Raw genomic sequence first — 26,095 nt, 5'->3', positions numbered from 1 at the left:
GAAGTAGATAGCGAATCAGTCGTCCGCGTTTTTTAGCAGGCTGCGATAGGATGTCGCATAAGATCCACGACGCCAACGGCCATTTACAGCCCGCCGGCGACGGCGGCGGCCAGGGATCGGTATCTCCGGTACAGATCGTTGTACTCGCTCGTCCGGTCCGGTCTCGCATGCACGACGTCAAACTGCTCGGGAGGTGCGGCTCCCAACGCCGCGGCAGCAGCAGAAATCTCGCTGAAACCACTGGCGTCGGAACCGGCCGCGATCATCCCCAGTACTGCGGCGCCGACGGCCGTTGCTTGTGTCGAGGGGTGGATTTCGATCTCGGTACCCACCACGTCGGCGTAAATTTCGATGAACGCACGATTGTGGTGGGGTAGACCGCCCGTGGCGATCAAGCGGTTGATCTCCACTCCTCCTTCGCGCAGTAACTCGATGATCCAACGCAGACCGAACGCGGAGGCTTCTAACATCGCGAGATACAGATGTTCGCCGCTATGGTGCAGGCCGAGGCCTGTGAACGCGCCTCGCAGGTTGCCGTCCATCAGGGGCGTACGGCAGCCATTCATCCAGTCCAGGCAGGTCACGCCTTCGGCGCCCGGAGGCAGACCCATGGCGGCGTCTGCGAGCGAGTCGAATGATTTCAAGCCGAGCAGGTTTCGTAGCCAAGCGAACGCATCGCCGACAGCTGCCTGTCCGGTTTCATAGCCATACATGCCTGACAAAATGCCTCCCTCGACGACCCCAGCCACGCCGGGAATGTCGGCGAGGGTCTCCGAATTGAGCATGTGACAACTGCTCGTGCCCATCACCATCACGAGCGTGCCAGGGTCGCCCGCCCCGACGCCTGGCACGGCGGCATGGGCATCGATGATCGCGGTGGAAACCGCGGTGCCCGGGTTCAAACCCAAACGCTCGGCCATCGTGTCGCGCAAGGCTCCCGCCCGTTCGCCCGGTGACCGCATCACTCCGGGCAAACAGTTCTCGACGGCGGCGGCGAGTTCTGGTGAAACGGCCTTAAAATACTGTTGCGACGGATACCCGTCATCCGCTGACCACATTGCCTTGTAACCGGCCTGGCAAGTCGAACGGGTCAACGACTCCGCCGGTCCGCCGACGAGCTGCCAAACAAACCAATCGCCTGCTTCGAGCCACACCTCCGCTGCTGCTGCAACCTCGGGTGCCCCCTCGATCGTCTCGAGCAGCTTGGGAAAGAACCATTCGAGTCCGATCGTCCCACCATAACGATTCAAGAACGATTCATTGCGCTCGATCGCCACCTCATTGAGACGTTCCGTTTGCGTCACTGCGCCGTGATGCTTCCACAACTTGGGCCACGCCAACGGCGTCCGGCGAAACGACTCCAGTTCGCAGAGTGGCGTTCCGTCACGCGTGGTGGGCAACATCGTGCAGCTGGTGAAGTCCACCCCCACGCCAATCACTCGACTGGCAGCAATGCCCGCCTCCGCCATTGCCGCCCGGGTCGCCTGGGACGCTGAATCAATCCAGTCCTGAGGCGACTGCAAGGCATAGTGCGGCGGTAGCGGTTTCGTATCGCCGGGTAACGACGACGTGATCTGGCCGTCCGCATAGGGCACTGCTACCGCAGCATGCTGCTTGCCAGTCGAGTCGACCAAGATGGCACGCACCGATTCAGTACCGAAATCGAGGCCGAGCGAGATGGGATGGGTCATGTGCAATGAATAGAAGGTCGGTGAGTGAATATGTGCAGGGCGTGGCCCAGGCCCACGCCGTCTCGGCTCACTCACACGCTGGCGTTGCCCGGGCGATGCTCACACGTCGAGCAACGCATTGCGACTGGAAGAAGCGGGGACTGAGCAGATCCCAACCTAGTCTATAGGCTTGGGGTCTGCTTGCAATGCGTCGCGAAATTGTTCGAGCTGACGCTGCAGCGGCGGTGAGTGGGGTGTCAGCTTGCACGCCTTGGTTTGCATCTTCACCGCCGCCTCGAGGTCGCCGACGGCGAAATAGCAGCGGGCACAGGTATCCATCAGGGCCGAGCGACCTGGCGACAGTCGCAGCGATTCTTTGCTATACCGCAGCGCCTTGGCGGTATCGCCTTCGGTGTTACTGACTAACCACGCGTAGGCATTGAGTCGTGTTGCCAGCTCCAGCCCAGAGGTTTGGGCTGGTCCGCGTCGCTGCATGCTGTTTCGCGCATCATCAATTTCCAGCTGGGCAAAGCGAATCTGTTCCTCGAGGGTTTCCGCTACCGACTGCTTCCACGCATCGTCACCATCGAGCTGATACATCGCGATCAAGATATCAATATTCTTCTTGTTCAATTCCAAGGCTTTCCGCAGCACCGGTTTGGCTGCATCCTCTTCTCCCTGCTCGATCAACAGCAGGGCGCGGTGAAAATCCAAGTTGCTCTGCACGTCGGGATAGGAAAACCGGCGTTCGATCAGCCGGTCACGAAATTCATCATCTTGGTCGATTCGTTCGGTGAGGGGGAGAAGCGTTTCAACGACATCGGCATGTCGCTGCAGTTCGCCAAAGAGTTCAGCCAGTCGCAAACGAGCGAATGAAGCGACAGCCGTATCGACAGGTAACCGGTCCATGACGAGTTGATACTCACGTTCGGCCCATCGAAACATCCCGCGTTCGACGAGCTCTGTGGCGATTTCGATATGCGCCAATGCGTTGTACTCGACGACTTGGGGGTGGACGTCGGACGACTCTTCGGGAACGGGCAATGGGTTAATCGCCAGGGCGGTGGCAGCGAGTTCGGTCGCCTCGTCGTCACGATCCAGATGCGAGAGCGCTTCGGCGGCCGAATAGAGTAGCACCGGGCTCTTGGCAACTAAGTCGCGATGAGACTCCTCCAACGCCACCACAACGCGGTCGAGCGAATGGTCCAACGCCCAGCCCGCGATCTCGATCAGACTCTGCGTGCTCGCTGGGATTAGGTCCGCGTTGGCGACGATCAGTTGCACCGCGTCGTCCTTCCTGCCGTCGACGAGCGCTCGCTCGGCAGTCGTGCGGATCAGTTCGAGCATTTCGGTAGCTGAAACATTCGATTCGTTCACGGCATGGCTCTCATCGAGAGCGAGTTGCTCACGATTCTGAGCGATTAGTTTTTCCCATGCCGGCACGTCCAAACTTCCGCGGCGGAGGTCGGCCGCGTACTGCAACAGCCACTGGCTGCTGGTTCTATCGGGCGGCAGCGAGATCGCCTCGATCTGGGTGGCTTCGAGTTCTTGATGGATTGGCGAATCCGCGTCACTCGCCCGATGCTCGGCGTCCTCGGTCGTCTCGAGAGAGGCTTCTGCGCGTGCATCGAGCCCGATCAAGGCCAGTGCGGAGGCCCTCGAGAGGACGGGCTCGGGTTGGTATCGAGCCAAACGCAACAGCGGCGAAAAGGCGTCCCCACGCGGCAGTTTCGCGATCGCCTCGATCCGTTTCCTTCGCTGCGTGAAGCTGCGTGAACTGTACTCGGACAACAGACCCCGGACCTCAGTGGAATCGGATGGAGTGGACCACTGGACCCATGAACCACTCGTCAGCCGCCGCGTCACAATCGCGACTTCGCTATCAGGATGGTTACGAGCATCGCGCAATTGGTCGAACGCGGCCAAGCCGATCCGCATCAGACGGTCGCGGCAATGAATTCGCTCGGCGTAGCTATCCGACGCCAATCCCTCGATCAGGCGGGCGATCTCGTCCTCGCTGACGCTGCCCGCGTTCGGCGGTGTAGCGAAGCAGGCTCCGGCTCCGCTGGCCGGTCCGATACTGACGGCGATCAATATCACGCCGACCAAGAGGCGGTGGCGGGAGAGCCCATTGGAAGGAGGCAGACAGAAAGGCATCGTCAGCAATATCCACAAAAAAAGTGCGAGCTGTTCGGCTCAGACGGGCGGAGCCGTCTGGTTACCATCAGCTCCACCTTACCAAATCATTGCCCCTCGGGCTCACAACGCCGTTTTTTTGCGTCCGCCCTGCGGCTTCGACGACATTGGCGGCGCTGCCGGACAGGAAATCACGAGGCCAGGCAGTTTGCCTCGCCGGCAAAATGCGAATTTTTCGCCTGAAATCCCGGCAGCGCCGCCAACAAAAAGTTTGCCACTGGTTATTTCGGAAGTTAAGCTGCCGATACAGACGCCTCTCGTGTTCACTGTCTCCTCTAAGGATCTCGTCTGCGATGAAAACTCGCCCCACCCCCATTTTTAGTGTTTTTGCTGGCGCGGTTGCTCTGGCAGCCTGCCTATCCACCACCACCTGCCATGCCCAGTCGGCAGTGTTGTCGGAGATTTACGGTCGCGGCGTCCACGCCTACAACGCCGGTCAATACGACCGCGCCTCGGAGTGGCTGAACATGGCGATCGACAACGGATACCGTGACCCGCGTGCCTACTACTTCCTGGGCTTCAGCTCCGCTGCTAGCGGCCGGCAGGTCGAAGCCGAAGGTAGCTTCCAGCAAGGTGCTCAATTGGAGGCCTCGGGAGCCTTCGGTAACTCAGTGGGTCGATCGATCTCCCGCATCCAAGGCCCGATGCGGTTGCAGCTTGAGCAGATTCGCGAGACCGCCCGCTTGAACGCACTGGCGACCGGCCAGGCACGATCCAAGGCTCGCTACGGTGAGCTCGGTGTGCCCGCCGATGGGATGGCTCCGCTCAATGACATGGCCCCCGCGGCCGACGCTGCTGCTGCCAATAACCCGGCTGCTGCGGCACGCCCGCGTGGTGTGATGGCTCCCGCCGTCCCCGCAGGCGAAGATCCCTTTGCCGATGATCTCGATCAAGACCCAGTGGTTGAATCCAACGACGTGCTCGAAGGTGTTGCCGAGAATGCCGTCCCCGCCGAAGGCGAAGCTCCGGCGGCTGCGGAGCCAGCCGGTGAGGGCAGCCCGTTTGATGCCCCTTCGAGCGATCCGTTTGCCAACCCCGGCGGCGGAGATGCCGAAGACCCATTCAGCAGCGGTGGATCCGACGATCCATTCGACTTCTAGTCCATTGTCGACCGACGGCTCCGCCCGTCATGAGGAAACGTGAATACGCGCAGCCCCGGCATCAATACGCGTTCTCCTGTCAGCTTGTCTGACAGGAAACCGAGCCGACAAACGATTCCACGCTACGCTCAACCACGACTAGCCATTGTGTCGCCGGAGGGTTAGATTGTCGGCCACTATGAACAATCTATTTAATCTCAGTGATGACGTCGCCGTGGTGATCGGCGGGACCGGTGAACTTGGTGGACAGATGGCCGAATCGCTCGGCAGTGCGGGTGCGAAAGTAGCCGTGCTCGGGCGGAACGCTGAGCGTGGTAACGCGCGTGCCGAGGCGATCGTGGCGGCGGGTGGCGAAGCCAAGTTTTTTGCCGCCGACGGTTTGCAGCGTGATTCGCTCGAATCCGCTCGCGAAAGCATTGTCGCTTGGGCTGGCACGCCAACCGTGCTCGTTAACGCGGCAGGCGGAAATCATCCCGATGCCACCATCCCTCCCGGCGGTGATATCTGCGGCTTGCCACTCGACGCCTGGCAAACGGTGTTCGACTTGAATCTCGTCGGCGGTGCGTTGTTGCCCAGCCAAGTGTTCGCCCCCGCGATGATTGACGCTGGGGTCGGCAGCATTATCAACATCGCCTCGATGTCCGGCATCACGCCGCTCTCGCGAGTCGTCGCCTATTCGGCTGCCAAAGCCGCCGTGATCAACCTGACGTTGTGGCTGGCGCGTGAATGGGCCACCACCGGTGTTCGCGTCAATGCGATTAGCCCCGGTTTCTTCCCCGCCGAACAGAACCGCAAATTGCTCTTCCAAGAAGATGGCAGTTACACCGAACGGGGCGGCCAGATCATCGGCCACACGCCGATGGAGCGATTTGGCAAAGCCGAAGAGCTCGCCGGCGCCGCGATCTGGCTCGCCAGTCGCCGGGCTTCGTCGTTTGTTACCGGTCAGAATATCGCCGTCGATGGCGGGTTCGCTTCGGTGACGATATAGCTTCTAGCTAATAGCAACTTCATTTTCGTATCAGCCGCGTTGGCGTTAGCCACGGTCACCGCTTATCAACGGGCGCTGCCTCGACGGCTTATGAACTCTTTTTGTTTGACATGGTAAACATATGGCGTCTCTGAATATTCCTGCTGCCGGTGCTGATCTCGATTTTCTCGCTCTCGGTGCTCTGGTGCATCGCCTTGATCCAGGCGTGATCCCGTTCCGCACGGCCAGCAACTTCGACGTGCATGTTTCCGGTGGCGAGTACAACTGCGCCGCCAACCTGTCATCGTGTTTCGGTTTGTCCACTGGCGTGGCGACAGCGATGGTCGACAACGGCATCGGGGAGTTGATCCAGCGTCAAGTCCGCGCGATGGGTGTGCGGCCGTTCTACAAAGAGTTTCAGCATGATGGTGTCCGCGGCCCCAACATGGCGACCGTGTATAGCGATCGTGGTCAAGGCGTTCGCGCCCCAGTCGTGTTCTACAACCGTGCCAACGAAGCCGGCGGGATGCTCAAGCCGGGTGATTTTGATTGGGACAAGATTTTTGCAGGCGGCGTACGCTGGGTCCACAGTGGCGGGATCTTCGCGGCTCTGTCCGAAACGACCGCCGAAGTCGTGATCGAGATGATGGAAGCGGCCGGTCGCCACGGTGCCATTCGCTCCTTCGATCTGAACTATCGTGCCAAGCTATGGGACACCATCGGCGGCTTGTCCAAGGGGCAAGAGATGATGGCCCGGATCGTTCAAAACGTGGACCTGCTCGTCGGTAATGAGGAAGACCTGCAAAAGGGCTGCGGCATCAAAGGCCCCGACGTGGAAGAGAAATCCTCGGGCGGTCTCGACCCGAAGAACTTCTTCAAGATGATCGGCGATGCGGTGGAGAAATTCCCCAACGTCAAAGCCGTCGCGACGACGCTGCGGGAGGTTCATTCGACCAACCGGCATTCGTGGAGCGCCGTGCTGTGGCACGAGGGCAAGGAGTACGTCGCCCCGACGGCCGAGCTCGACGTGCTCGACCGTATCGGTGGCGGTGACGGGTTCGCATCGGGCCTGACCTACGGGCTGCTCGATGGCCGCAGCCCCGAAGAAGCCCTGCGTTTGGGCTGGGCCCACGGAGCCTTGCTGACAACGTTCCCCGGCGACGTCAGCCGCGCTTCGCTCCCCGAAGTCGAGGCATTTGCCCAAGGCGGCTCGGCGCGAGTGCAGCGTTAAAGTAGGGCCGGTTCCCACCGGCCGCACGCGCCACACGCTCAATTTAGCAACGCGTCATCAAAAAATGGCGAATTCAGCGAAAGCTATTCTGTGGTGGACGAGGTGGCGAACTGTTGAGCCTCGCAAGTCTTCCGCGTTCAAGTAGGGCCGGTTCCCACCGGCCACACGCGCCACATGCTCAATTTAGCAACGCGTCACCAAAAAATGGCGAATTCAGCGAAAGCTATTCTGTGGTGGACGAGGTGGCGAACTGTTGAGCCCCGCAAGTCTTCCGCGTTCAAGTAGGGCCGGTTCCCACCGGCCGCACGCGCCACATGCTCAATTCAGCAACGCGTCGTCAATAAGGGGCGAATTCAGCGAAAGCTATTCTGTGGTGGACGAGGCGGCGAACCGTTGAGCCTCGCAAGTCTTCCGCGTTCAAGTAGGGCCGGTTCCCACCGGCCGCACGCGCCACACGCTCAATTTAGCAACGCGTCATCAAAAAATGGCGAATTCAGCGAAAGCTATTCTGTGGTGGACGAGGCGGCGAACTGTTGAGCCTCGCAAGTCTTCCGCGTTCAAGTAGGGCCGGTTCCCACCGGCCACATGAGATGGATGTATGTGCACATCCATGTGTGCTTCTGAAAGGTAGCAAGAATTTCAGGTGAAGGATTGCCCCTCCATAGGATAGTTCCGGTATACTTCTGAGGCGAAGTGGGATTCTCAAACGGCCGGAGGTTGACCTTCCTTAGGGTCGTGACTCGTTATTCACAATGATATATCCGATGACGAACCGAAATCGTTTTAGTCATTTCCGCCCATTTAAAAAGGACGCTCGCAGGGGTTCGAAGCGTCAGCGGCGGAAGAATCGTGTTTGCCGCTACGAGGCTCTTGAGAGTCGCCGCATGTTGGCGGCAGTGATCTGGCACAACGTGCTGCATTCACCCAACGTCAATGCCGACGTTGGTGTCACTGCGCTCGATGCGTTAATGGTGATCAATGAGCTGAATAGTCGAGTCTATAGTGACTCAGACACCTCGGAATTGGTGACGGATTTGCCTGATGAGGAACGTCCCCCGTATTACGACGTCAATTGTGACGGGCATGTCACCGCGTTGGATGCATTGTTGGTAATCAACACGCTCAACGACAGCGATTTCTATCCAGGATTCGAGTTTGACTCGACCTCCAACGACGTTGCTCTGGGGTTTGAGGGGAGTTATGAGGCACACGGATGCCACGTCAAGTTAACCGAAGGCACGTCGCTGCGTACGGAACTGACCAGCCTCGTGGTTCTTCCTGCAGAAAACTCCGGTGTACGTCTGCACTTCGATACGCCTGAGTTTGATACCTCATCGACCGGCTCGATGCAGGATTCATTCGAAGTCACCGTGACGGACCTGGATGGAAATCGTGTCACACAACCCTATGCGTTCGGCCGCACGGCAGCCTTGAATTGGTCTGAAGATTCGGAAGGCGTTTCAGGGGCTGCGTCGGTTCTCGACAGCGGCTCGTCATCGGCAGGAGCGGCGCATGACGTGGTGATCAATTTGGCGCACCTTGCTGCCGGCACGGAGGTGATCGTGACGGCCCGACTCGTGAATAATGATGGAGACGATAATTCATCGATCGTGGTCCACGGCATCGAGCCCGTTACTGGGCTCGAGCTTCCGCCGCTCGCCTATGAAGGAGAACCAATCGATGCGGTCGCCGATCGACAGCCCCTCGTACTAGAGGATCTCGCAGATGTTTCCTCGAGCATACAGGCTGAGTACGGCCGCACGTCCTATACGTCCGACCGATCTCAGGTGATCAGCGACTTGATCGTGACCAATCACGGCAATCAAGCGGTAACGGGGCAAATGATCGTCGTGCTGGACCGGTTTTCAGACGTCGAGACATTTGTGATGTCCCCCGACGGGTTGCTTCCCGATGGACGACCCTATTTTGATTTGACGGGTTACATGGACGGTGCTCTCGAAGCAGGTGCGTCGACACGCCCGAGAGAGATTCGGTTTACCAACCCGGGTGAGCAGCGTTTCGAGTATCGATTGACGACCCTAGGTGATCTGAATGCCGCCCCGAGCGAGTTTAGTACCACTCCGGGCGACAAAATCGAAGCGGGGCGCACTTATCGCTACGTGGCAACAGCGATCGACGAAGATGACCAGTCACTGTCATACAGCATTGTCTCAGGTCCCTCATCGCTGACGATCGATCCAGACCGCGGGCACCTCAACTGGGATGCTATGAGCGACGACATCGGCAGGCATTCGGTGACGCTGCGCGCGACCGATCCGTATGGTTTATTCGTCGAACAGCGTTTTGCAATCGAAGTGCTTGATTCGCTACAGAACCGTCCGCCGAGCTTTGTCACCGATCCGGTGACCGATGCGATCGCGTCAAGCGGTTTTGAAGTCACAACGATCGCCACTGGCAGCGATCCGGCGGGAGTGGGCGTCGTCAGTGGTTTCCAAGGTCCGCGAATCGTGACGGCCAACGCAGGGGACCAGACCATCGGTGTGCATGCGGGCGAAAACAACGATCGCTTTGATGAGGTGACGTTCGTTTCGACCGGTGAGCCACAACCGACCGGTGATGTGATCGCCGGTGGCTACATGGTCGATGTGAACTTGCCGCCGCAGCAAACTTCCGGAGACCGATTTGATGTCCACGGGTTGGATCAAGCGGATCTAAACGGTGATGGGATTCTTGATCTGGTGGCGATCACGTATTACGGCGACGGAAGCACACCGGGTCGCACGGATCATTATCAGGTGGTCGCAATGTTGGGCGATGGCAACGGGAACTTCGGCCAGCCAAACGAGTTGGTGAACTTTGAAGATTCCAACAATCCGACCTACAAACATTTGGTTCTCGGCGACCTCGATAACGATGACGAGCCGGACATCACGCTGATTCGTCAACGAGCAGTCGGATTGAATGTGTACGAAACGTCGCTGTTCACTCTGTTGGGCAACGGTGACGGCACATTCTCAGATGCGTCAGAAGACATCAAAAACGCAAGAGTCGAAGGCGAAATCCCGCTGCACGATTTGAAGTTGGTGGATCTGGATCAAGACGGCAACCTGGACGTGGTCGGTCGTGATTCAAACAACACGCAAATCGGATGGCGTGCGGGAAATGGCGACGGAACGTTTGAGAGCTTCGTCGGTCTTTACGAGTTCGACGAGTCGTTCTTTCCGACATTGGAGCGACCCTACGATATCGCTGACATGGATCGGGACGGCGATCTGGACATCGTGGCGGGAGAGTTACTACACACCAATATCCTGTTCAATGACGGGGACCAGAATTTCAGCAAAGTGGGCGAGCTCGCTGGCGCTTCTCCCCAAACGGTTTCCATCGCTGATTTCAGTGGCGATCAGCTGCTGGATGTCTTTGTCGGTTTGCGGTCGGGCGATGGCATCTTGTTCGTGGGTGATTCGACCATGACCAGCTTCACAGACAGCGGGCAAGTCATTCCTCTTGATAGCAACCCCGCGAATCCGGTCGGCTCGGATCAGCCGGTCGATGTCGATGGCGATGGCGATTTGGACCTGTTGTTGGCAACCGGCAGCGACCTTGATAACAACTATTCGATCCATTTTCTAGAAAACCTCGGCGATGGGACGCTGGAGGTTCATCAGTACTCAACGACGCCGTTGGGTCACGCTGGTGGTGCGCTGGTCGGCGACTACAACGGCGACGGAGTCAACGATCTAGCCCACTACACAACCGACCGAAGTAGCACTGAGTTGAACGGCGTCGGCATTCTGCCGGGCATCAGACCAGGCGAATTTGGGGGCGTGAAGGTCAACACCATTGCGTTTACCACCAACGAAGGAGTGGTGGTCGACGATTTCGACGGTGATGGAATTCTCGATTACGTCCTGCCTGCATACGCGGAAACGTACCTGGGACATGGTGACGGGACTTTCGAGGCTCCGATTCCCGCCTATTCAATTCCCAATGCGGGCGGTTTGGCACGAGCCGCAGATTTCAATGGTGATGGGATCCTGGATCTGCTCTCGTTCAATGGGTCCGGAGGTGGCGGTGGGTCCAGTCAGTTAGTGCTGCTGGGCATCGGCGATGGCACGTTCGAGATCGGGTTCAATGGGGTTTCAGACCTGTTCTACGGGCCGTCCGATCTTGACGTTGCGGATGTCAACAACGACGGCTTTCTCGATTACGTTCAGCGCAGCAACACCAATCCCAATGTGGTCGATGTGATTCTGAATGATCCAGCGAACCCGGGCAGGAACTTCACTCTGTCGCAGCGAATCGATGTGGAAGCTAGAGGAGAGAATGCTTTTGGTTTTGGAAGTACGGTGGCGGTCGCCGATTTTGATGAGGACGGCATCGTCGATTTGGTCATCAACGAACAAACATCGGAGGAGTCGACGGTCAAACTGCAAGCGTGGCGGGGTAACGGTGATGGCACCTTTGCGGTTGTCAACGAGCAGTTCGACTACCCGGACCAAACCGCTGTCGGGCGAACCATAAGACCGTATATCTACCAGACCGGTGATCTCAACGAAGACGGTCATCTCGATTTGGTGCAGATCACTTCAAACGATGCGCGAGTGCAGTTGGGCAACGGCGACCTGACATTTGGAATGCCTGTGATCTATCCGATGCATGGTACCGAACGAGGGCTTGAATATGCCCACTTGAAGGATTTCGACGATGACGGCCATCTGGATCTTATCTATCACGATCCTCGTGGATTCATCCTGTACTTCCGACCGGGAAACGGGGACGGCACATTTGGCGAACTGTCGGAGTTCCGCAACAATTTCTCGGGTGGAGAAATGGCGTTTGGCGATCTTGATAACGATGGGCACAGCGACATGCTTTTCATGAACGGGAACAATCCTGCGAGCCTGGGGATCTTCTTTGGCAACCGTGATACCTTGGTCGACTTGACCACCGTCGACCTGGACGGCGATGGCAATGAAGAGGTCTTGGCGGTCAATCAACAAAACGATCGCGTCAAACTGTTCGTTGGCGACAACCTGGGCGGCTTGACGCGGCAAGAGGATCTGTTCACCGGTCGCGGGCCGGTTGCGATTCATGTTGCTGACCTGGATGACGATGAACAGCAAGAGTTGATCACCGTCAACCGCACCGGACGATCGATATCAGTCTTTGCCGGCAGTCTTGAGGATGGCTACACTTCGACGGAAATCGCGGTCGGCCAGTCGCCCATTGAAATCAGTTCCGGTGACATCGATGCTGATGGCAACGTTGACTTGCTGGTCATCGATGAAGCACTCCACTCGATCTGGGTGCTCGCGGGTACGACGACCGGCGACCTGTCCGATCCAGTCGCCGTTCCGCTAGGCGATCAGCCTGGTCAAATCTCGGTCGTTGACGCGACGGGCGACGGACGACTCGACGCAGTCGTTACGCTTCCCCTGACCAATCGAATCATGATCTTGGCCGGTGACGGGGCGGGGGATTTTGCTGCTCCGGTTTATGTTTCGACCGGTGACGGGGATACCAACACTGGAGCCGCCGATGTTGCGGTCACGGATCTGAACGAGGACGGCAATCCAGATCTGATCGCTACGATTCCCGATCAAGGCGTGGTGAGCGTCTTCTATGGTCGTGGGCAAAATCAGTTTGCCAAGGTTCAGAACATACGTGTCGGCGACCGTCCTGGTGCAATCGAGTTGGCCGACGCGGATGAAGATGGACGCGTGGACTTGGTGGTTAGCAACACCGGTGACGACACGGTCAGTGTGATTTACAACCGGTTGGATCCCAACGAAGTCTACCGCTACGACTCCGATGCCATCGATCCGGACGACGATCCGCTGACTTACGAAATCGTTGACGGTCCCGGCGGGATGTTTGTCAATTCGCAAACGGGCGAAGTGTTCTGGGCCGCTTCGCCAGATCAAGTCGGACAGCACGACGTCACAGTATCCGCCGACGATGGGCGTGGCGGCGTCGCGACGCAGTCCTTCAAGATCGACGTTCAACCAGCTCGCGACAACAGCCCACCCCTGATTGCTACTGATCCACCCACACAAATCGGTGCTGGCGACTCGCTCACCCACGCTGTCACCGCACTCGACGACGACAACGATACCTTGCGTTATCGGCTGATCGATGGTCCTGAAGGCGCGGTCATCGATCCGGTCTCCGGCGAGTTGACGTGGGATGGCCGTACTGCGGCGGTCTCGCTGAAACCCTATGAGTCCAGTTCCACTTCGGGCCGAATCGAGGCTCCGGTTGCCGAGGCGCCGCGACCAGCCAGCATCACGGTCGAGGGTTGGTACAGTCTGACGGCACTCACTGCTTCAAACGGTGCCACCGCTTTGTTTGAACATCTCTCTGATTCAGGGCACTACACCTTTCTAGTCCAAGTCTTTGGCAATCGAGAGCTGCAGTTGTTGACGCGTTTTGAAGACAGCGGCACCATCAGGACGCGATTCGATTTCATTCCCGAAGTAGATCGCTGGTATCACATCGCCATGACGGTGGATGACACCACCAAACTGGCGACTCTGTTTGTCGATGGTAATGCGATTGGTTCGGTTGAGCTGCCGAGTTCTTTGGAATACGGCGAAGAGCGATCCTTACAAATTGGCGGAGCGAGCACTCGCTCGCGAGTCGAGAATGTCCGGGTTTGGAACGTCGCTCGCTCCGCCGCAGAAATTCAGGAAGGTCTGACTCAGCACTATGATGGAAATCCAAATTTGCTGTTGGACTACCGATTTGAAGACTTGGATACCATTTCGATTCGAGACTTTTCCGACAACGGGCATCAGGGGCGTTACTTTCCAACAGCCATTGCAGTGGATTTCATGGCTCCCTATCGCGGCCCAGGGCTGACCGACGTCGATACGTATCCATTCACCGTCGTGGTGGAAGACGGCCGTGGAGGCTTCGACACGCAAACGTTCGATGTTCAGGTTCTGCCGGAATTACGCGGAAGCATTGCGGGTCATCTGTTCGAAGATCTCAACGGTGACGGCGATCAAGACGACGGTAGCGAAAGTGGTGTTCCCGCCGAACCATCGCTCGCAGGCTGGCAACTGTTCATCGACACCAACGGCAATGCCTACCCCGATCCGAGCGAACCTCAGACGCTGACCGATGTCGAGGGCAATTACTGGTTTGATGGTTTGTTGCCGGGCGAATACCCCGTGCGAGTTTCTCCGGTGGCTGGATATGACGTCCCCACGGCAGCCACAAACGTTGCGGTCACCGCCAGCACCGAAGCGACGTTTGACTCGGCGATCGAGCGACTTTCACTCAGCCATCTCCGTGGCCGATTGGAAACCGAGTCGGGTGAGGCAATCGCGTATTGGAAAGCCTACGCAGACATCGATGGAGACGGCACGCGAGATGAGCACGAACCGATGGCGATGTCGGACCAAAATGGAAACTATGCGTTGACGGGTCTTGATGCAGGCACCTATACGATTCGGCCTGATGTGCCAGCGGGTTGGACCGATACTGCTGGACGCGATGGTTTGTCGGTCACGCTGGCCGTCGACGAAGTCCTGGCCGACAACGATTTCGTGCTCCAGCCGACCAATACGTCGGTGACCGGCGGTGTCCACTTCGTCACGATGCCAGCGACGAACATCGAGGCGCGGCAGACGTTCCGCTACGCATCGGTTGCGACTGGAGTTACTGACGAAGCGATCACCTACGATTTGTCGCTTGCTCCCGACGGCATGACCGTCGATCCGAGCAGAGGCCTGGTCGCATGGCGGCCATCGATCAACCAAGTCGGCGAGCACCTCGTTATCCTCCGTGCGACAAACGCATCCGGGTCGATTTCGCTTCATGATTTTTATCTTAATGTGACCGCGCCCAATACGCCGCCGGTCATCCTCAATCAGCCGCTGGGTGATGCCTCTCAGTTCCCTGCGCCAACCGAGGCCTACGCCGGCTTCGCCTATGCTCATGACATCATCGCTCAAGACGCCGAAACCACGGAGTTAACTTACGCACTGACGCAGTCGCCCGCCGGGGCAACCATCGACACCGATTCGGGGCGACTCGATTGGACACCCGCGGCTAGCGCTGTCGGCCAAAAGGACTTCACCGTCGAAGTCAGCGACGGCTCCGGATCCACCACCACGGCGACGTGGACCGTCGATGTACTCGACACGACGCCCACTATTCTGCCTCTCAATATGACGCTTCCGCGATTGACCGCGACGGTGGCAACGGGTTACCTCAGTCGTATCTCAGCCGTTGATCAAATTGGACGCCCTGTCACGTGGTCAATCGCATCAGGGCCAACGGGTTTATCGATCGACGCCGATGGCACCATCCATTGGACGCCCACAGCAAGTCAACTCGGCGATCAGATTGTTGAGCTGACGGCCACCACAGCCGACGATGCCACGGAGACCGTTTCGCTGGACATCGAAGTGGTGGGCTTTGCGGTCAACGCGGTTCCAGTCATCGAATCCACTCCCGTTACTTCGGTCTCACTCGGGCAAACCTTCGAGTATGACGTGTTGGTCGCCGATGCGGACCGCGACATTTTTGCCTTCACACTGTTGGAAGCTCCCGTTGGGATGAGCGTTCATCCGTCTCTTGGGACCATTCGCTGGACGCCGTCCGCCGATCAACTGGGCGAGTCGAATGTTCTGATCCAAGTCAGTGATCCATCGGGAGCCACAGACGAACAGGCCTTCCAGTTGAAAGTGAGCCGGTTTGGCGGCCCGCCACGAATTGTCAGCGTTCCTCCGACGGAAGCCAGTGTTGGCGCTGCGTTCTTGCACTCGGTTGATGCCATTGACCGGGAAAACGACCCGCTGACGTATTCGTTGTTGGCGGCCCCGGCGGGCATGACGATCGTTGAAACGACCGGCGAGGTTTCCTGGACACCTGCCGCCGATCAAACGGGCGAACAAGATGTGGTGATTCAAGTCAGTGACGGCATCGGCGGCGCGTCGACGCAAGCCTTCGTTGTTCTGGTCAGCGACGGGGTGCCCAACTTGCCGCCTACGATCAACAGTTCTTCACCTCGCTTTGGCGCGGTCGGTGAAATCTATTCGTACGCAATCGACGCAACCGATCCCGAAGACGCTCCGCTGACCTATTCGGTCGGGCAGGGGCCCGCCGGGCTGACAATTGATGCCGCGACCGGGGTAGCGACGTGGACACCGGAGGTCAGCGACATCGGTCAAACCGTGATCACCCTGGTCGCGACCGATGCCGGTGGTGCCAGTGCGATCGAATCGTTCCAGTTCGATGTGATCGCGGCGAATCAAGCACCGGTCATCAACAGCACCGCACCGATCGAAGTCACGGCTCGCAATGTGTTCAGCTACGATGTTCTCGCCAGCGATGCGGACGTGGATGTCTTGCGATACGAGCTGACCGAAGCACCCGAGGGCGCAGCAATTGATGTCTTTGGTCGCATCCGCTGGGCGACTTCGGTAGCGCTGATCGGCTCGCACGACTTCAGCGTTCGAGTCGTTGATGTACGCGGTGGCGAGTCGACCCAGTCATTCACATTGGCGGTGGTCGAGGACACCGTTGCACCACGCATCAGTCTGTCCGAACGCCCAATCGCCGCGAACCAGAACGTCCGGTACTGGGAGGGGCCGTTTACAGTCTACGCTCGCGCGGTCGACGACGTTGCGGTGGCCTCGTTGACATTGTCAGCCAACGGCCATGACATCCCACTTAGCGCCGCTGGTATTGCCACGTTCACGTTTGAAGACTGGACCTACGAGACGATCAACGCGACCGCCACGGCGACCGACTTGAGCGGCAACGTGACGACCAAGACGATTTCGTTCGGCTATAACTTCAGCGGCGAGGTTGGCGGCACCAACGAAGACCTGCCGACTGCCGAGATCACCACGCCCACTCAAGACTCCGCCGTCACCGGCATGGTCTCGATCGTAGGAACCGCCGCCGACGAAGATTTCGCAGCCTACAAACTACTGTACCGTCGATTCGATGAATTGACATTCACCGAATTTGCTTCCAGTAACACCGCCGTCACCGATGGCGAACTGGGTGTGTGGGACACCAGTCTGCTGCTGAACGATCAGTACATCATCCGCCTCGAAGTCGCCGCCACGACAGGTGCGGTCAACATTGCTGAGCACAGCGTTGGCCTAGCGGGAGAACTGAAACTAGGCAACTTCCAGTTGTCGTTCACCGACATGGTGATCCCTGTCGCGGGCATCCCCATCGAGATCACGCGGATCTACGACACCCTGCAAGCCGACCGAGAAGGCGACTTCGGTTACGGTTGGAGGCTCGAGTACCGCGACACCGACCTACGAGTTGGTTTGCCGGAATCCGGTCTCGAAGACATCGGCATCTACAGTGCGCTGCGTCCTGGAGTGAAGGTTTACCTGAACGTCCCGGGGGAAGGCCGCCAGGGCTTCACCTTCAACCCCGAGATCCGCGTCTTACCGGGATTCGGCGACAACAATCTGGTTCTCGCTCGCCCAAGGTTCACACCTGATCCGGGCGTGACATCACAACTCTCCACCGGCGTCAGCCAATACCTCCTCGTCAACGAGCAAGGCGAACTCCACGCCCCCGGCGGCATCCCGTACAACCCAGTGAGTCCTGACTTTGGGGGAGCGTATGTGCTGACGACGCAGGATGGAATCGCTTACCGGATCGACGGTTCCAGTGGAAAGCTGCAATCGGCTACAGATCGCAACGGAAATCAAGTCCGGTTCACTGAAACAGGGATCCTTGGTCAAGCAGGTGTTCAGATCGATATCCATCGTGACTCTCAAGAGAGAGTGGTCGCGATAAACGATCTGGATGGAAATCAATCCCGCTACGAGTACAACTCAGCTGGAGAGCTTTCCCAATCGATCGATCGGGAAGGCAATCAGACGACCTATCGCTATCTGCAAATATTGAGCGAAAACTCTCGTGAGCACTATCTCGACGAAGTCGTGGATCCTCTTGGACGCGTGGGCGCCAAGGCCATCTACGGTGATGACGGTCGTTTGACGAGTCTCGTCAATGTTAACGGAATCCAAATCAGTTTGGTCCACGACCTCGAAAACTCTCAAGAACGCATTGTCGATGGAAACGGCAACCCAGAGTTCCTGGAGTACAACAACTTTGGCTCGGTTACCTCGCTAACCAATGCACTCGGTCACCGCACGGAGTACGAATACGATTCCACCGGCAATCGCATTGCGGAAATCGACGCGTTGGGGAACCGCAGCGAGTACACCTATGACTCAGCGGGCAATGTAACCCGGGTACGTGATGCTACGGGGCAAATCATCTCGTACACCTATGACTCATTGGGCAACCAGTTGCAATCGACCGGGCCGACCGGCCAGACCGTCACCGCGACCTACGACGATCGTGGCAATCTGATCAGTGCGTCCGATGGACAAGGCCAAGTCCTCGCCCAGCAAGTCGATGACGATGGCAACATCGTTCTGACGACCAACGCCCGTGGAGATCAGACCCATCATGCGTTCGATGATCGGGGCAATCAAATCAGTGAAACGGACCTCAATGGTTTGACGCGAATCTTTCAATACGATGCCAATGGGCTGCGGGTTGAAAGCCACGTCGAACAGGTGATCGACGGACAATCGGTCACTCTGGTACACACCGACGTTCGAGATCGCAACGGCCGCGTAACCGGCTCGGTAGACGCCTTGGGATCAACTTTCACGCAAACGCTCGATGCCAACGGAAACATCCAAAGCGTGACCAACCAGAGTGGCCGAACAATCGAGATCAGCGACCATGATCGTCCCGTTCCCGAGACGTTTACATTCGCAGATCAATCGACGACGCGTCAAGAATACGATGCCAACAACAATGTGGTGAAAACCGTCGATCAGAATGGTGCCGAAACGCTCTACCAGTACGATGCCGTGAACAACCTGGTTGCCACGATCGCTCCAGACGACACGCCCAACGACTATACCGACAACCCGACCACGCGGTACGAGTATGACGCCCTTGGCAATCAAGTTGCCTCGATCGACCCTAACGGCAACCGGACCGAATTCGAATTTGATGTTCTGGGGCGACGCACTCTAGTCCGTGACGCACTGGGAGGCGAGACTCGCTACCAATACGATTCCTTGGGAAATGTTTCTGTCATTGCGGATGCACTGGGGAACGAAACGAAATTTGAGTTCGACATATCCAGCCAACCGACAAGGACTCTTTTTGCCGATGGCACGCAAGTTCAAAATGTCTATAACAGCGAAGGCCAACTGATTTCCCGAACAGACGCCAACGGATACGAGACGCGATTTGAATTGAACCCCGTCGGTCAGGTCGTTGCCGTGGTGGATGCCGACGGCGGAGTCACCCAGTTTGAATACGACGAGTTCGGAAACTTGGTCATTGAAGAGGATGCTCTGGGGAACCGAATTGAGCACCAGTATGACGCGCTGTCCCAACGCGTCGCGACTATCTACCCGGATGGCAACCGTCAACAGTTCACCTACGACGCCAGTTCGCTGCTGATTGCTCAGACGGACTTGGCGGACAATCTGGCCACCCATGACTACGATGCCCTCGGCAGACGAATCATGACGACCTACGCGGATGGATCAAACACTCGCTTCGAATACGATTCCTTCGGGCGAATGACTCGGGTGATCGACCAGGATTCCGAGCAAAACGAAAGAACAACCACCTGGACCTATGACGAGCGTGGTCTGTTGACTGAGCGTACGGAAGCCGACTCGCAATCAGTCGCTTACGATTACGATCAAAACGGTAACTTGATCACCACGACATCCGCTTTCCAGACAACCTCGTACCAATACGATGCTCTGAACCGGTTAATCGCGGTGGTCGACGGCGACCAAACGCTCATCGATTATTCCTATGATGCGTTGGGGCGAATCACTCAACTCGCTTACCACAACGGCATCATTGAGAACCGAACGTACGACTCCGTCGGTCGATTGTTAGCCCAGACGTCACTCGCGGACGGCTCGGAACTGCTAGCTATCCAGTACGCCTATGATGCCGATGGAAACACTCTTTCCAAGACCGTCTCCCAGTCTGGAACAACCACCGAATCTTCGTTCGAATACGACCGCCTGAATCGACTGACCCGAGAACACGTTTCGATCGATGGCGGTCAGACTCAAGTAACCTCCTATCGCTACGATGCGGCAGGAAACCGTATTGAAAAGCGAACCGGCAACTCGGTGGTCAGCTATTCGTATGACCAAAACAATCGATTGCTTGCCGAGACGACATCGCTGGCGGGCAGCCAAATCACCACGTACTCGTATGATGCCAATGGACAACTGCTGCAACAATCACAGGCAACCGGTGCGTCAACGACGTTCGATTGGGATTTGGGTGGACGCCTGCAGGAAGTGACGCTTTCCGATGGAAACGAACAACAACAGGTTCGCTATCAATACAGCGGAGATGGGTTGCGAACCGAACGTATCGTGACTGATGGAGTTGGCCAGGTGGTCGATCAGCAGCGAATGCTGTGGCAAGTCGTCGGAGGCATTCCGCAGATCATCGCGGAGTACAGCCCAGCGGGGGAGAGCCGTCGCGAATACGCTCATGGCGATGCCCCTGTTGCCTATCGTGAAGGGTCTGAGCTTCGATTCTATCACCAGGATTTGGTTGATAGCACGACGATGATCACCGGACCCGACGGTGGTCTGGTCGAAGCGTACCGATACGACGCGTTTGGAAATCCGCAAACGTCTCGGACGGTGGATCAGCCGGTCCACTTCGCTGGCGAATTTGTCGATCCAGTTACCAACTTGGTTTATTTGCGAGCGCGTGATTACGACTCATCAACGGGGCGTTTCTTGAGCATCGATCCGTTGGAAGGTTCGTCCTTGGATCCCATGTCACGTCACGACTACGTCTATTCCCACTCCAATCCACTACGTTTCACCGATCCTACCGGCCAAACATCACTCGCCGAACAAACGGTCAAAACAACGATCGTTTCCACCCTGGCGATGATCGGACTGGCCGGTTTGCAGCAGATTCATGCACACGCGATCGGAGGCGATCCCGTCAACTGGCAGGGACTGACAGGATCCTTGTCTTTCGGCGCGACGTGGGGCCCCAAAACTGGCGTTGACTCTGTCACGATTGGTGCGACAGGAGGAGTGTACTTCGGTGCGTCACTTGTGGCTTCGTCTCCGTACACACGCACCGGCGAAGACCAGCAATCTTATGGAGCAGCTCTGGCTCACATTGGCACTTACTCGGGTTTAGGGGCTGGCTACTCCCCGTTCGAAGTTGGACTTGGAGTAGGGTCGATCAGTGTCGATGTACCTGGTGCACAGTGGGTCAAGGATCTTGGTTCTGCGGCGCTGGCGCCATTCTACGCGATCTTAGCTGACGTCAACGTTTCGGCTGGGCCGGGCTTGACTCCTTACTCTAAACTTTGGATGGGATTCGGCAATGGTTCTGCAGATGGAAAATCGATCGGAAACAGCGTCGGTGTGTCGTTGACCTTCGTGGGCGCCATCACGATCCCCCTGCCCAGCGTTGGACTCGAACAAGTGGAATACAATTCATGGAAAGCATTTGTGAAGCGGTGGGGATTGTAGTCACGTAGGGCCGGTTCCTACCGGCCACATGCGTCGGATGGTCGATGTGTTCAGCAGGGACGTCAATCGTCGGCCAACGGTTTGTTTGGTGCGGGTGCGGAGGGTGTGGCCGGTGGGAACCGGCCCTACTGTATGTTCACAGCTTTTCGAGGTGTGGCGTCGTGCAGCATGCTCTGCGATCGTGCGGTCGGAATTCATGCTAAGTCACGTAGGGCCGGTTCTTACCGGCCACATGCGTCGGATGGTCGATGTGTTCAGCGGAGACTTCAATCGTCGGCCAACGGTTTGTTTGGTGCAGGGGCGGAGGGTGTGGCCGGTGGGAACCGGCCCTACTTTTTGTTCACGGCTTTTCGAGGTGTGGCGTCGTGCAGCATACTCCGTGATCGCGCGGTCAGGATTCCTGCTAGGTCACGTAGGGCCGGTTCCTACCGGCCACATGCGTCGGATGGTCGATGTGTTCAGCAGGGACGTCAATCGGCGGCCGACGGTTCGTTTGGTACGGGGGCGGAGGGTGCGGCCGGTGGGAACCGGCCCTACTGTATGTTCACGGCTTTTCGGGATGTGGCGTCGTGTAACATGCTCCGCGATCGCGCGGTCAGGATTCCTGCTAGGTCACGTAGGGCCGGTTCCTACCGGCCACATGCGTCGGATGGTCGATTCATAGAGCAGGGACGTCAATCGTCGGCCGACGGTTTGTTTGGTGCGGGGGCGGAGGGTGTGGCCGGTGGGAACCGGCCCTACTTATTGTTCACGGCTTTTCGAGGTGTGGCGTCGTGCAGCATGCTCCGTGATCGCGCGGTCAGGATTCCTGCTAGGTCACGTAGGGCCGGTTCCTACCGGCCACATGCGTCGGATGGTCGATTTGTTCAGCAGGGGCGTCAATCGTCGGCCAACGGTTTTTTTGGTGCGGGGGCGGAGGGTGTGGCCGGTGGGAACCGGCCCTACTTGTTGTTCACGGCTCTTCGAGGTGTGGCGTCGTGCAACATGATTCGCAATCGCGCGGTCGGGATTCGTGCTAAAATCGGGGGCCATGGACGCGCCTGGGGGTGCCTGTGAGGGCTCGTATTCGCGAAACATTCCGGCTAACACAAATCGACGTACAACCTTTGGTGAGAAACTTAATGCTCTCGATGGCCCGGTGCTTTCTGCTGGTGATATTGGCGAATCCAGCCGCGTTTGGGAGCGACGATTTTGTCTGGCCCGGTAACGGTGTCCCGGTCGACCGTCCCGTCTGGGGGCATCGCGACGGGCTGCGGATCGGATTGGCCCCGGCGCCCGGGCCGCACGGATTGATTCGCATTTACACACCGTATCTCGGTCAGGCGTATCCGCGGATGGTGAATTTTCTATCGGTGGAGCCCTCCGTGGTCGGCCAGCCAGGTCGTGGGCAGTCGGAACTGGAGCAAAGCCGATTGCATCCGGGGCAGGGTGGATTGACGTTCGTTCCATCGAACTCGGAGAGCAGCGGGGAGCCTGCAGCCATGCTTCCGACGGGAGTCCACGATCCCGACACCGAGACGCTGGCTTTGTTCGTGCATACAGAGCCGTTTCGAAATGTCGCTCACCCCATTTTGAAGCTTGTCTTTCACTGCGATCAACCGCATGCAGTCCAGATCGTGATCTTTACTGCTGCCGATAGCGCCACGATGACAAGCTGTGTTCTCTCGGCGACGATGGGGAATTACGGTTTGCTGCGTGAGCTGCACCTCGCCGATCACCAGGTCGAGCAGGCAGCAGAACTCTGGGCCGACGAGCCACTCGATCGATTGGATTTCTTGCCCTGGCGTGTCTGGCCAGCGAAGGAGCTAGAGCAGACCGGCGGCGGTGGCTACCGCGTCAGCCTAACCAGTGACCTGGCCCATCCTGAAGACGCGGATTACTCTTCCGCGGTGCCAGCGAACTGGCGCTACGAGGGCCAAGCGGCGAGGCATTTCTGGCGCACGGAGGCTGGAGTCCAGCCCGAGGTCGCAGTCAATGCACGACAGACCTACTGGGCAACAGACGCCCCCATCCCCGGTGGTGCGTGCTTCGAAAACTTTGAGCTTCGTATCCCGTTCCGCAACGCTCAGCGGTTGTGGTTTGGAGTCGAGCCGATTGGCAGGGGGGACCGTCCCGAAGCCGCTCCTCAACCGCCGCGGTAGCTTGCGGACCGACGCCAGCCTCGTAGCTGGCATGAAAAATGCTGCCAACGCTGCTTCCTCCAGGCCATAGCGCGTTTTCGAACACTCGCGTGCACAGCCTGCTCGATTGAACTTTATTTCATCTTTTGACTGAATCACACGTGCCGCATCGTCTTCATCATTTCCAACTGTTCCTACTCGGAATCCTGCTTCTCGGCTTGATACTGGCCGTCGCGGGACTGCTGATTCCAGCGGCAAATGTGATGCTGTTGATCTTTGCTGGGTTGCTTTTTGGGCTGTTCCTGCATGGCATTGCGAACTGGTTGACGGAGCGATCTCCGCTGGCCTATCGAACGAGTTATCTGATCACCGTGGTGTCGTTCTTGCTGTTGACTTGCCTGGGAATCTATTACCTCGGCTCCCTTGTAACCGAAAGGGCAGATGAGTTTGCGTCTGAGTTGCAGAGTGCGATTGAGAATGCGCAGGACCGCGCGAGCGAATCGGGGCTGGCGGAGAAAGTCGTCCCGGAATCATTTGATCTTCAATCCACCTTGTTTCAGCATGCGACATCCGCCTGGCAGGGCGTGCTCAGCGGGATGCAATCACTCGGGGCTGTAGTCACGGGCGTGTTCGTGATGATGTTCGTTGGTTTTTACGCGGCCTACGAGCCACAACTGTACCGGACTGGGATGATGAAGCTCGTGCCACTGCGATCACGCGATCGCGCTGGAGAAGTCCTTAACCAACTCGACCGAGCCCTCATGCACTGGATCATCGGTCGACTGATGTCGATGTCGATCGTCGGTGTGCTGACAACGATCGGACTTTACTTTCTTGATATACCTCTGCCATTCACACTGGGCGTCTTGGCAGCTTTGCTGACGTTTCTGCCTAATTTTGGGCCGCTGCTCGCGGCGATTCCACAGATCTTGCTCGCCTGGAACGTGAGCCCACAAACAGCGCTCTATGTGGCGATCTTCAACGTTATTCTACAAGGCATTGAGAGTTACCTAATTACCCCCCTGATCCAACGACGGGAGGTCACGCTGCCACCGATCCTGACCATCGCAGCGCAGCTCGCGATGGGCGTGCTCGTGGGCGTCCTCGGAGTCATGATGGCCGCGCCCCTGGTGGTCTCCGTGATGGTGATCGTGCAGATGCTCTACGTCAAAGACTACCTAGGCGATCCCGATCCAGGCGAGCTGACGAGCGATTAAGCAGGCAAAACATTGTTCAGTCGATTGGCCGGATGCCACCTCGTTTGGCCGCGTTTGCCAATGCTGTGAAGCATTCTTGCTAGCCGTTCCTGCGTTTTGCCGTGCCGCATGACGAGCAAGCGTCGAATTAGTAGTGGACAGGAGGCGGCGAGTTCTTGGGACGCTGGGTTCGTCGTCGCGCTCGCGTGTCGAGTCAACAAGATCGCTTGGCATCTGAAGTAAGCGGTATTCGGCTAACGCCGAAAGGCAAATGGAGTGTTGTTCTACGAGCGGTCGCGTTTGCGGTAACACACTCGGTACACCGGAATACCAAACTTCCGGCTCCGTCGCTCAAAGTGCGTGTGGTAATCGAGGTCATGAGTCGATTCCCGTTGCACTTCTGGCAGGGGCACACCGAATTCGGGGGCGATCTCAGCGATCAGTTCCACGGTGAGCTCAAAGTAGTCGAGCACATCGGTCCAGAAATGCAGCTGGCCCCCGGTGCGGAGCGTGCGGCTGAACTCGCGGATGTTGGCATCACTGAGCACTCGGCGTTTGCGATGCCGTTTTTTCCACCAGGGGTCGGGGAAATAGACGTGCACGGCCTCGAGCGAGCCGCTTGCGATTCGAGGCACCACCCGCCCGTCGGAACTGGCAGGATCGCCTGCATCACTTGGCGATTGAGCATAGCTACGCGGGCGGCTGGCAAAGAGCGGCTCGGCGTCGCCGGCGAGCATCATGGCGTTGGCTCGATCCCGTCGTGCTAAGCGAGCTGCCGCGTGGGCCGCGTATTTGCCTGCGATCTCGATCCCAAAAAAGTTGTGCTCCGGCCGGCGCTGCGACTCGGTTTGAATGAATAACCCCTTGCCGCTGCCTACTTCGATCTCGAGAGGTTGATCGTTCCCAAAGAGCGTTTGGCTGGACAATTCCTGCGGCAAGTCCTCCGGCTTTTTCAGCCATTTTGACAGGTCGAGATCGGGGTTCGGTTTTCTCAGGGCTGCGCGAGGCATGGGAGTTCGAGCGTTGAATATGGATACAGGAAACAGAAACCAGCCTTCTATCGTACCGAGCAAGAGTCTGCCTGCCTGCCCCT

General features: G+C 58.0%; 9 protein-coding genes. 6 read left to right on the top strand and 3 right to left on the bottom strand.

Annotation, left to right across the window (positions count from 1 at the left end; genetic code table 11):
• Positions 1-83 precede the first annotated feature (83 nt).
• Positions 84-1,691 carry a ribulokinase gene (locus tag CA85_RS20215; RefSeq protein ID WP_146393169.1) on the bottom strand — a complete coding sequence of 536 codons (1,608 nt, stop codon included), beginning with the start codon at positions 1,689-1,691 and terminating at the stop codon, positions 84-86.
• A gap of 156 nt (positions 1,692-1,847) precedes the next feature.
• A complete protein-coding gene (locus CA85_RS20210) occupies positions 1,848-3,827 on the bottom strand; it encodes a tetratricopeptide repeat protein (protein WP_146393168.1) in 1,980 nt (659 codons plus the stop codon).
• Positions 3,828-4,159: 332 nt separating this feature from the next.
• Between CA85_RS20210 and CA85_RS20205 the strand changes: the two genes are divergently transcribed.
• From CA85_RS20205 to CA85_RS20180, 6 genes are all read left to right on the top strand, one after another.
• Positions 4,160-4,966, top strand: a complete 807-nt coding sequence (locus tag CA85_RS20205; RefSeq protein ID WP_146393167.1) for a tetratricopeptide repeat protein — start codon at positions 4,160-4,162, stop codon at positions 4,964-4,966.
• A gap of 178 nt (positions 4,967-5,144) precedes the next feature.
• Positions 5,145-5,954 carry an SDR family oxidoreductase gene (locus CA85_RS20200; RefSeq protein WP_146393166.1) on the top strand — a complete coding sequence of 270 codons (810 nt, stop codon included), beginning with the start codon at positions 5,145-5,147 and terminating at the stop codon, positions 5,952-5,954.
• A 121-nt stretch (positions 5,955-6,075) separates the two neighbouring features.
• Entirely contained in the window at positions 6,076-7,164 is a 1,089-nt protein-coding gene (locus tag CA85_RS20195; RefSeq protein ID WP_186775085.1) for a sugar kinase, read from the top strand.
• 764 nt (positions 7,165-7,928) lie between these two features.
• Positions 7,929-21,686: an FG-GAP-like repeat-containing protein gene (locus CA85_RS20190; protein ID WP_186775084.1), complete on the top strand. Its 13,758-nt coding sequence runs from the start codon at positions 7,929-7,931 to the stop codon at positions 21,684-21,686.
• 1,130 nt (positions 21,687-22,816) lie between these two features.
• A complete protein-coding gene (locus CA85_RS20185) occupies positions 22,817-23,827 on the top strand; it encodes a hypothetical protein (protein ID WP_186775083.1) in 1,011 nt (336 codons plus the stop codon).
• A gap of 140 nt (positions 23,828-23,967) precedes the next feature.
• Positions 23,968-25,023 carry an AI-2E family transporter gene (locus CA85_RS20180; RefSeq protein ID WP_246113012.1) on the top strand — a complete coding sequence of 352 codons (1,056 nt, stop codon included), beginning with the start codon at positions 23,968-23,970 and terminating at the stop codon, positions 25,021-25,023.
• Between the two features lie 263 nt (positions 25,024-25,286).
• Here the strand turns inward: CA85_RS20180 and trmB are convergent, their stop codons facing one another.
• Complete coding sequence (gene trmB / locus CA85_RS20175) at positions 25,287-26,012, bottom strand: tRNA (guanine(46)-N(7))-methyltransferase TrmB (RefSeq protein WP_146393163.1); 726 nt, start codon at positions 26,010-26,012, stop codon at positions 25,287-25,289.
• Positions 26,013-26,095: the final 83 nt, after the last annotated feature.

This window comes from Allorhodopirellula solitaria (genome assembly GCF_007859855.1).
Classification (GTDB): Bacteria; Planctomycetota; Planctomycetia; order Pirellulales; family Pirellulaceae; genus Rhodopirellula; species Rhodopirellula solitaria.
The sequence above is the reverse complement of the archived record's forward strand: the minus strand, read 5'-3'. Positions and strand labels throughout refer to the sequence as shown.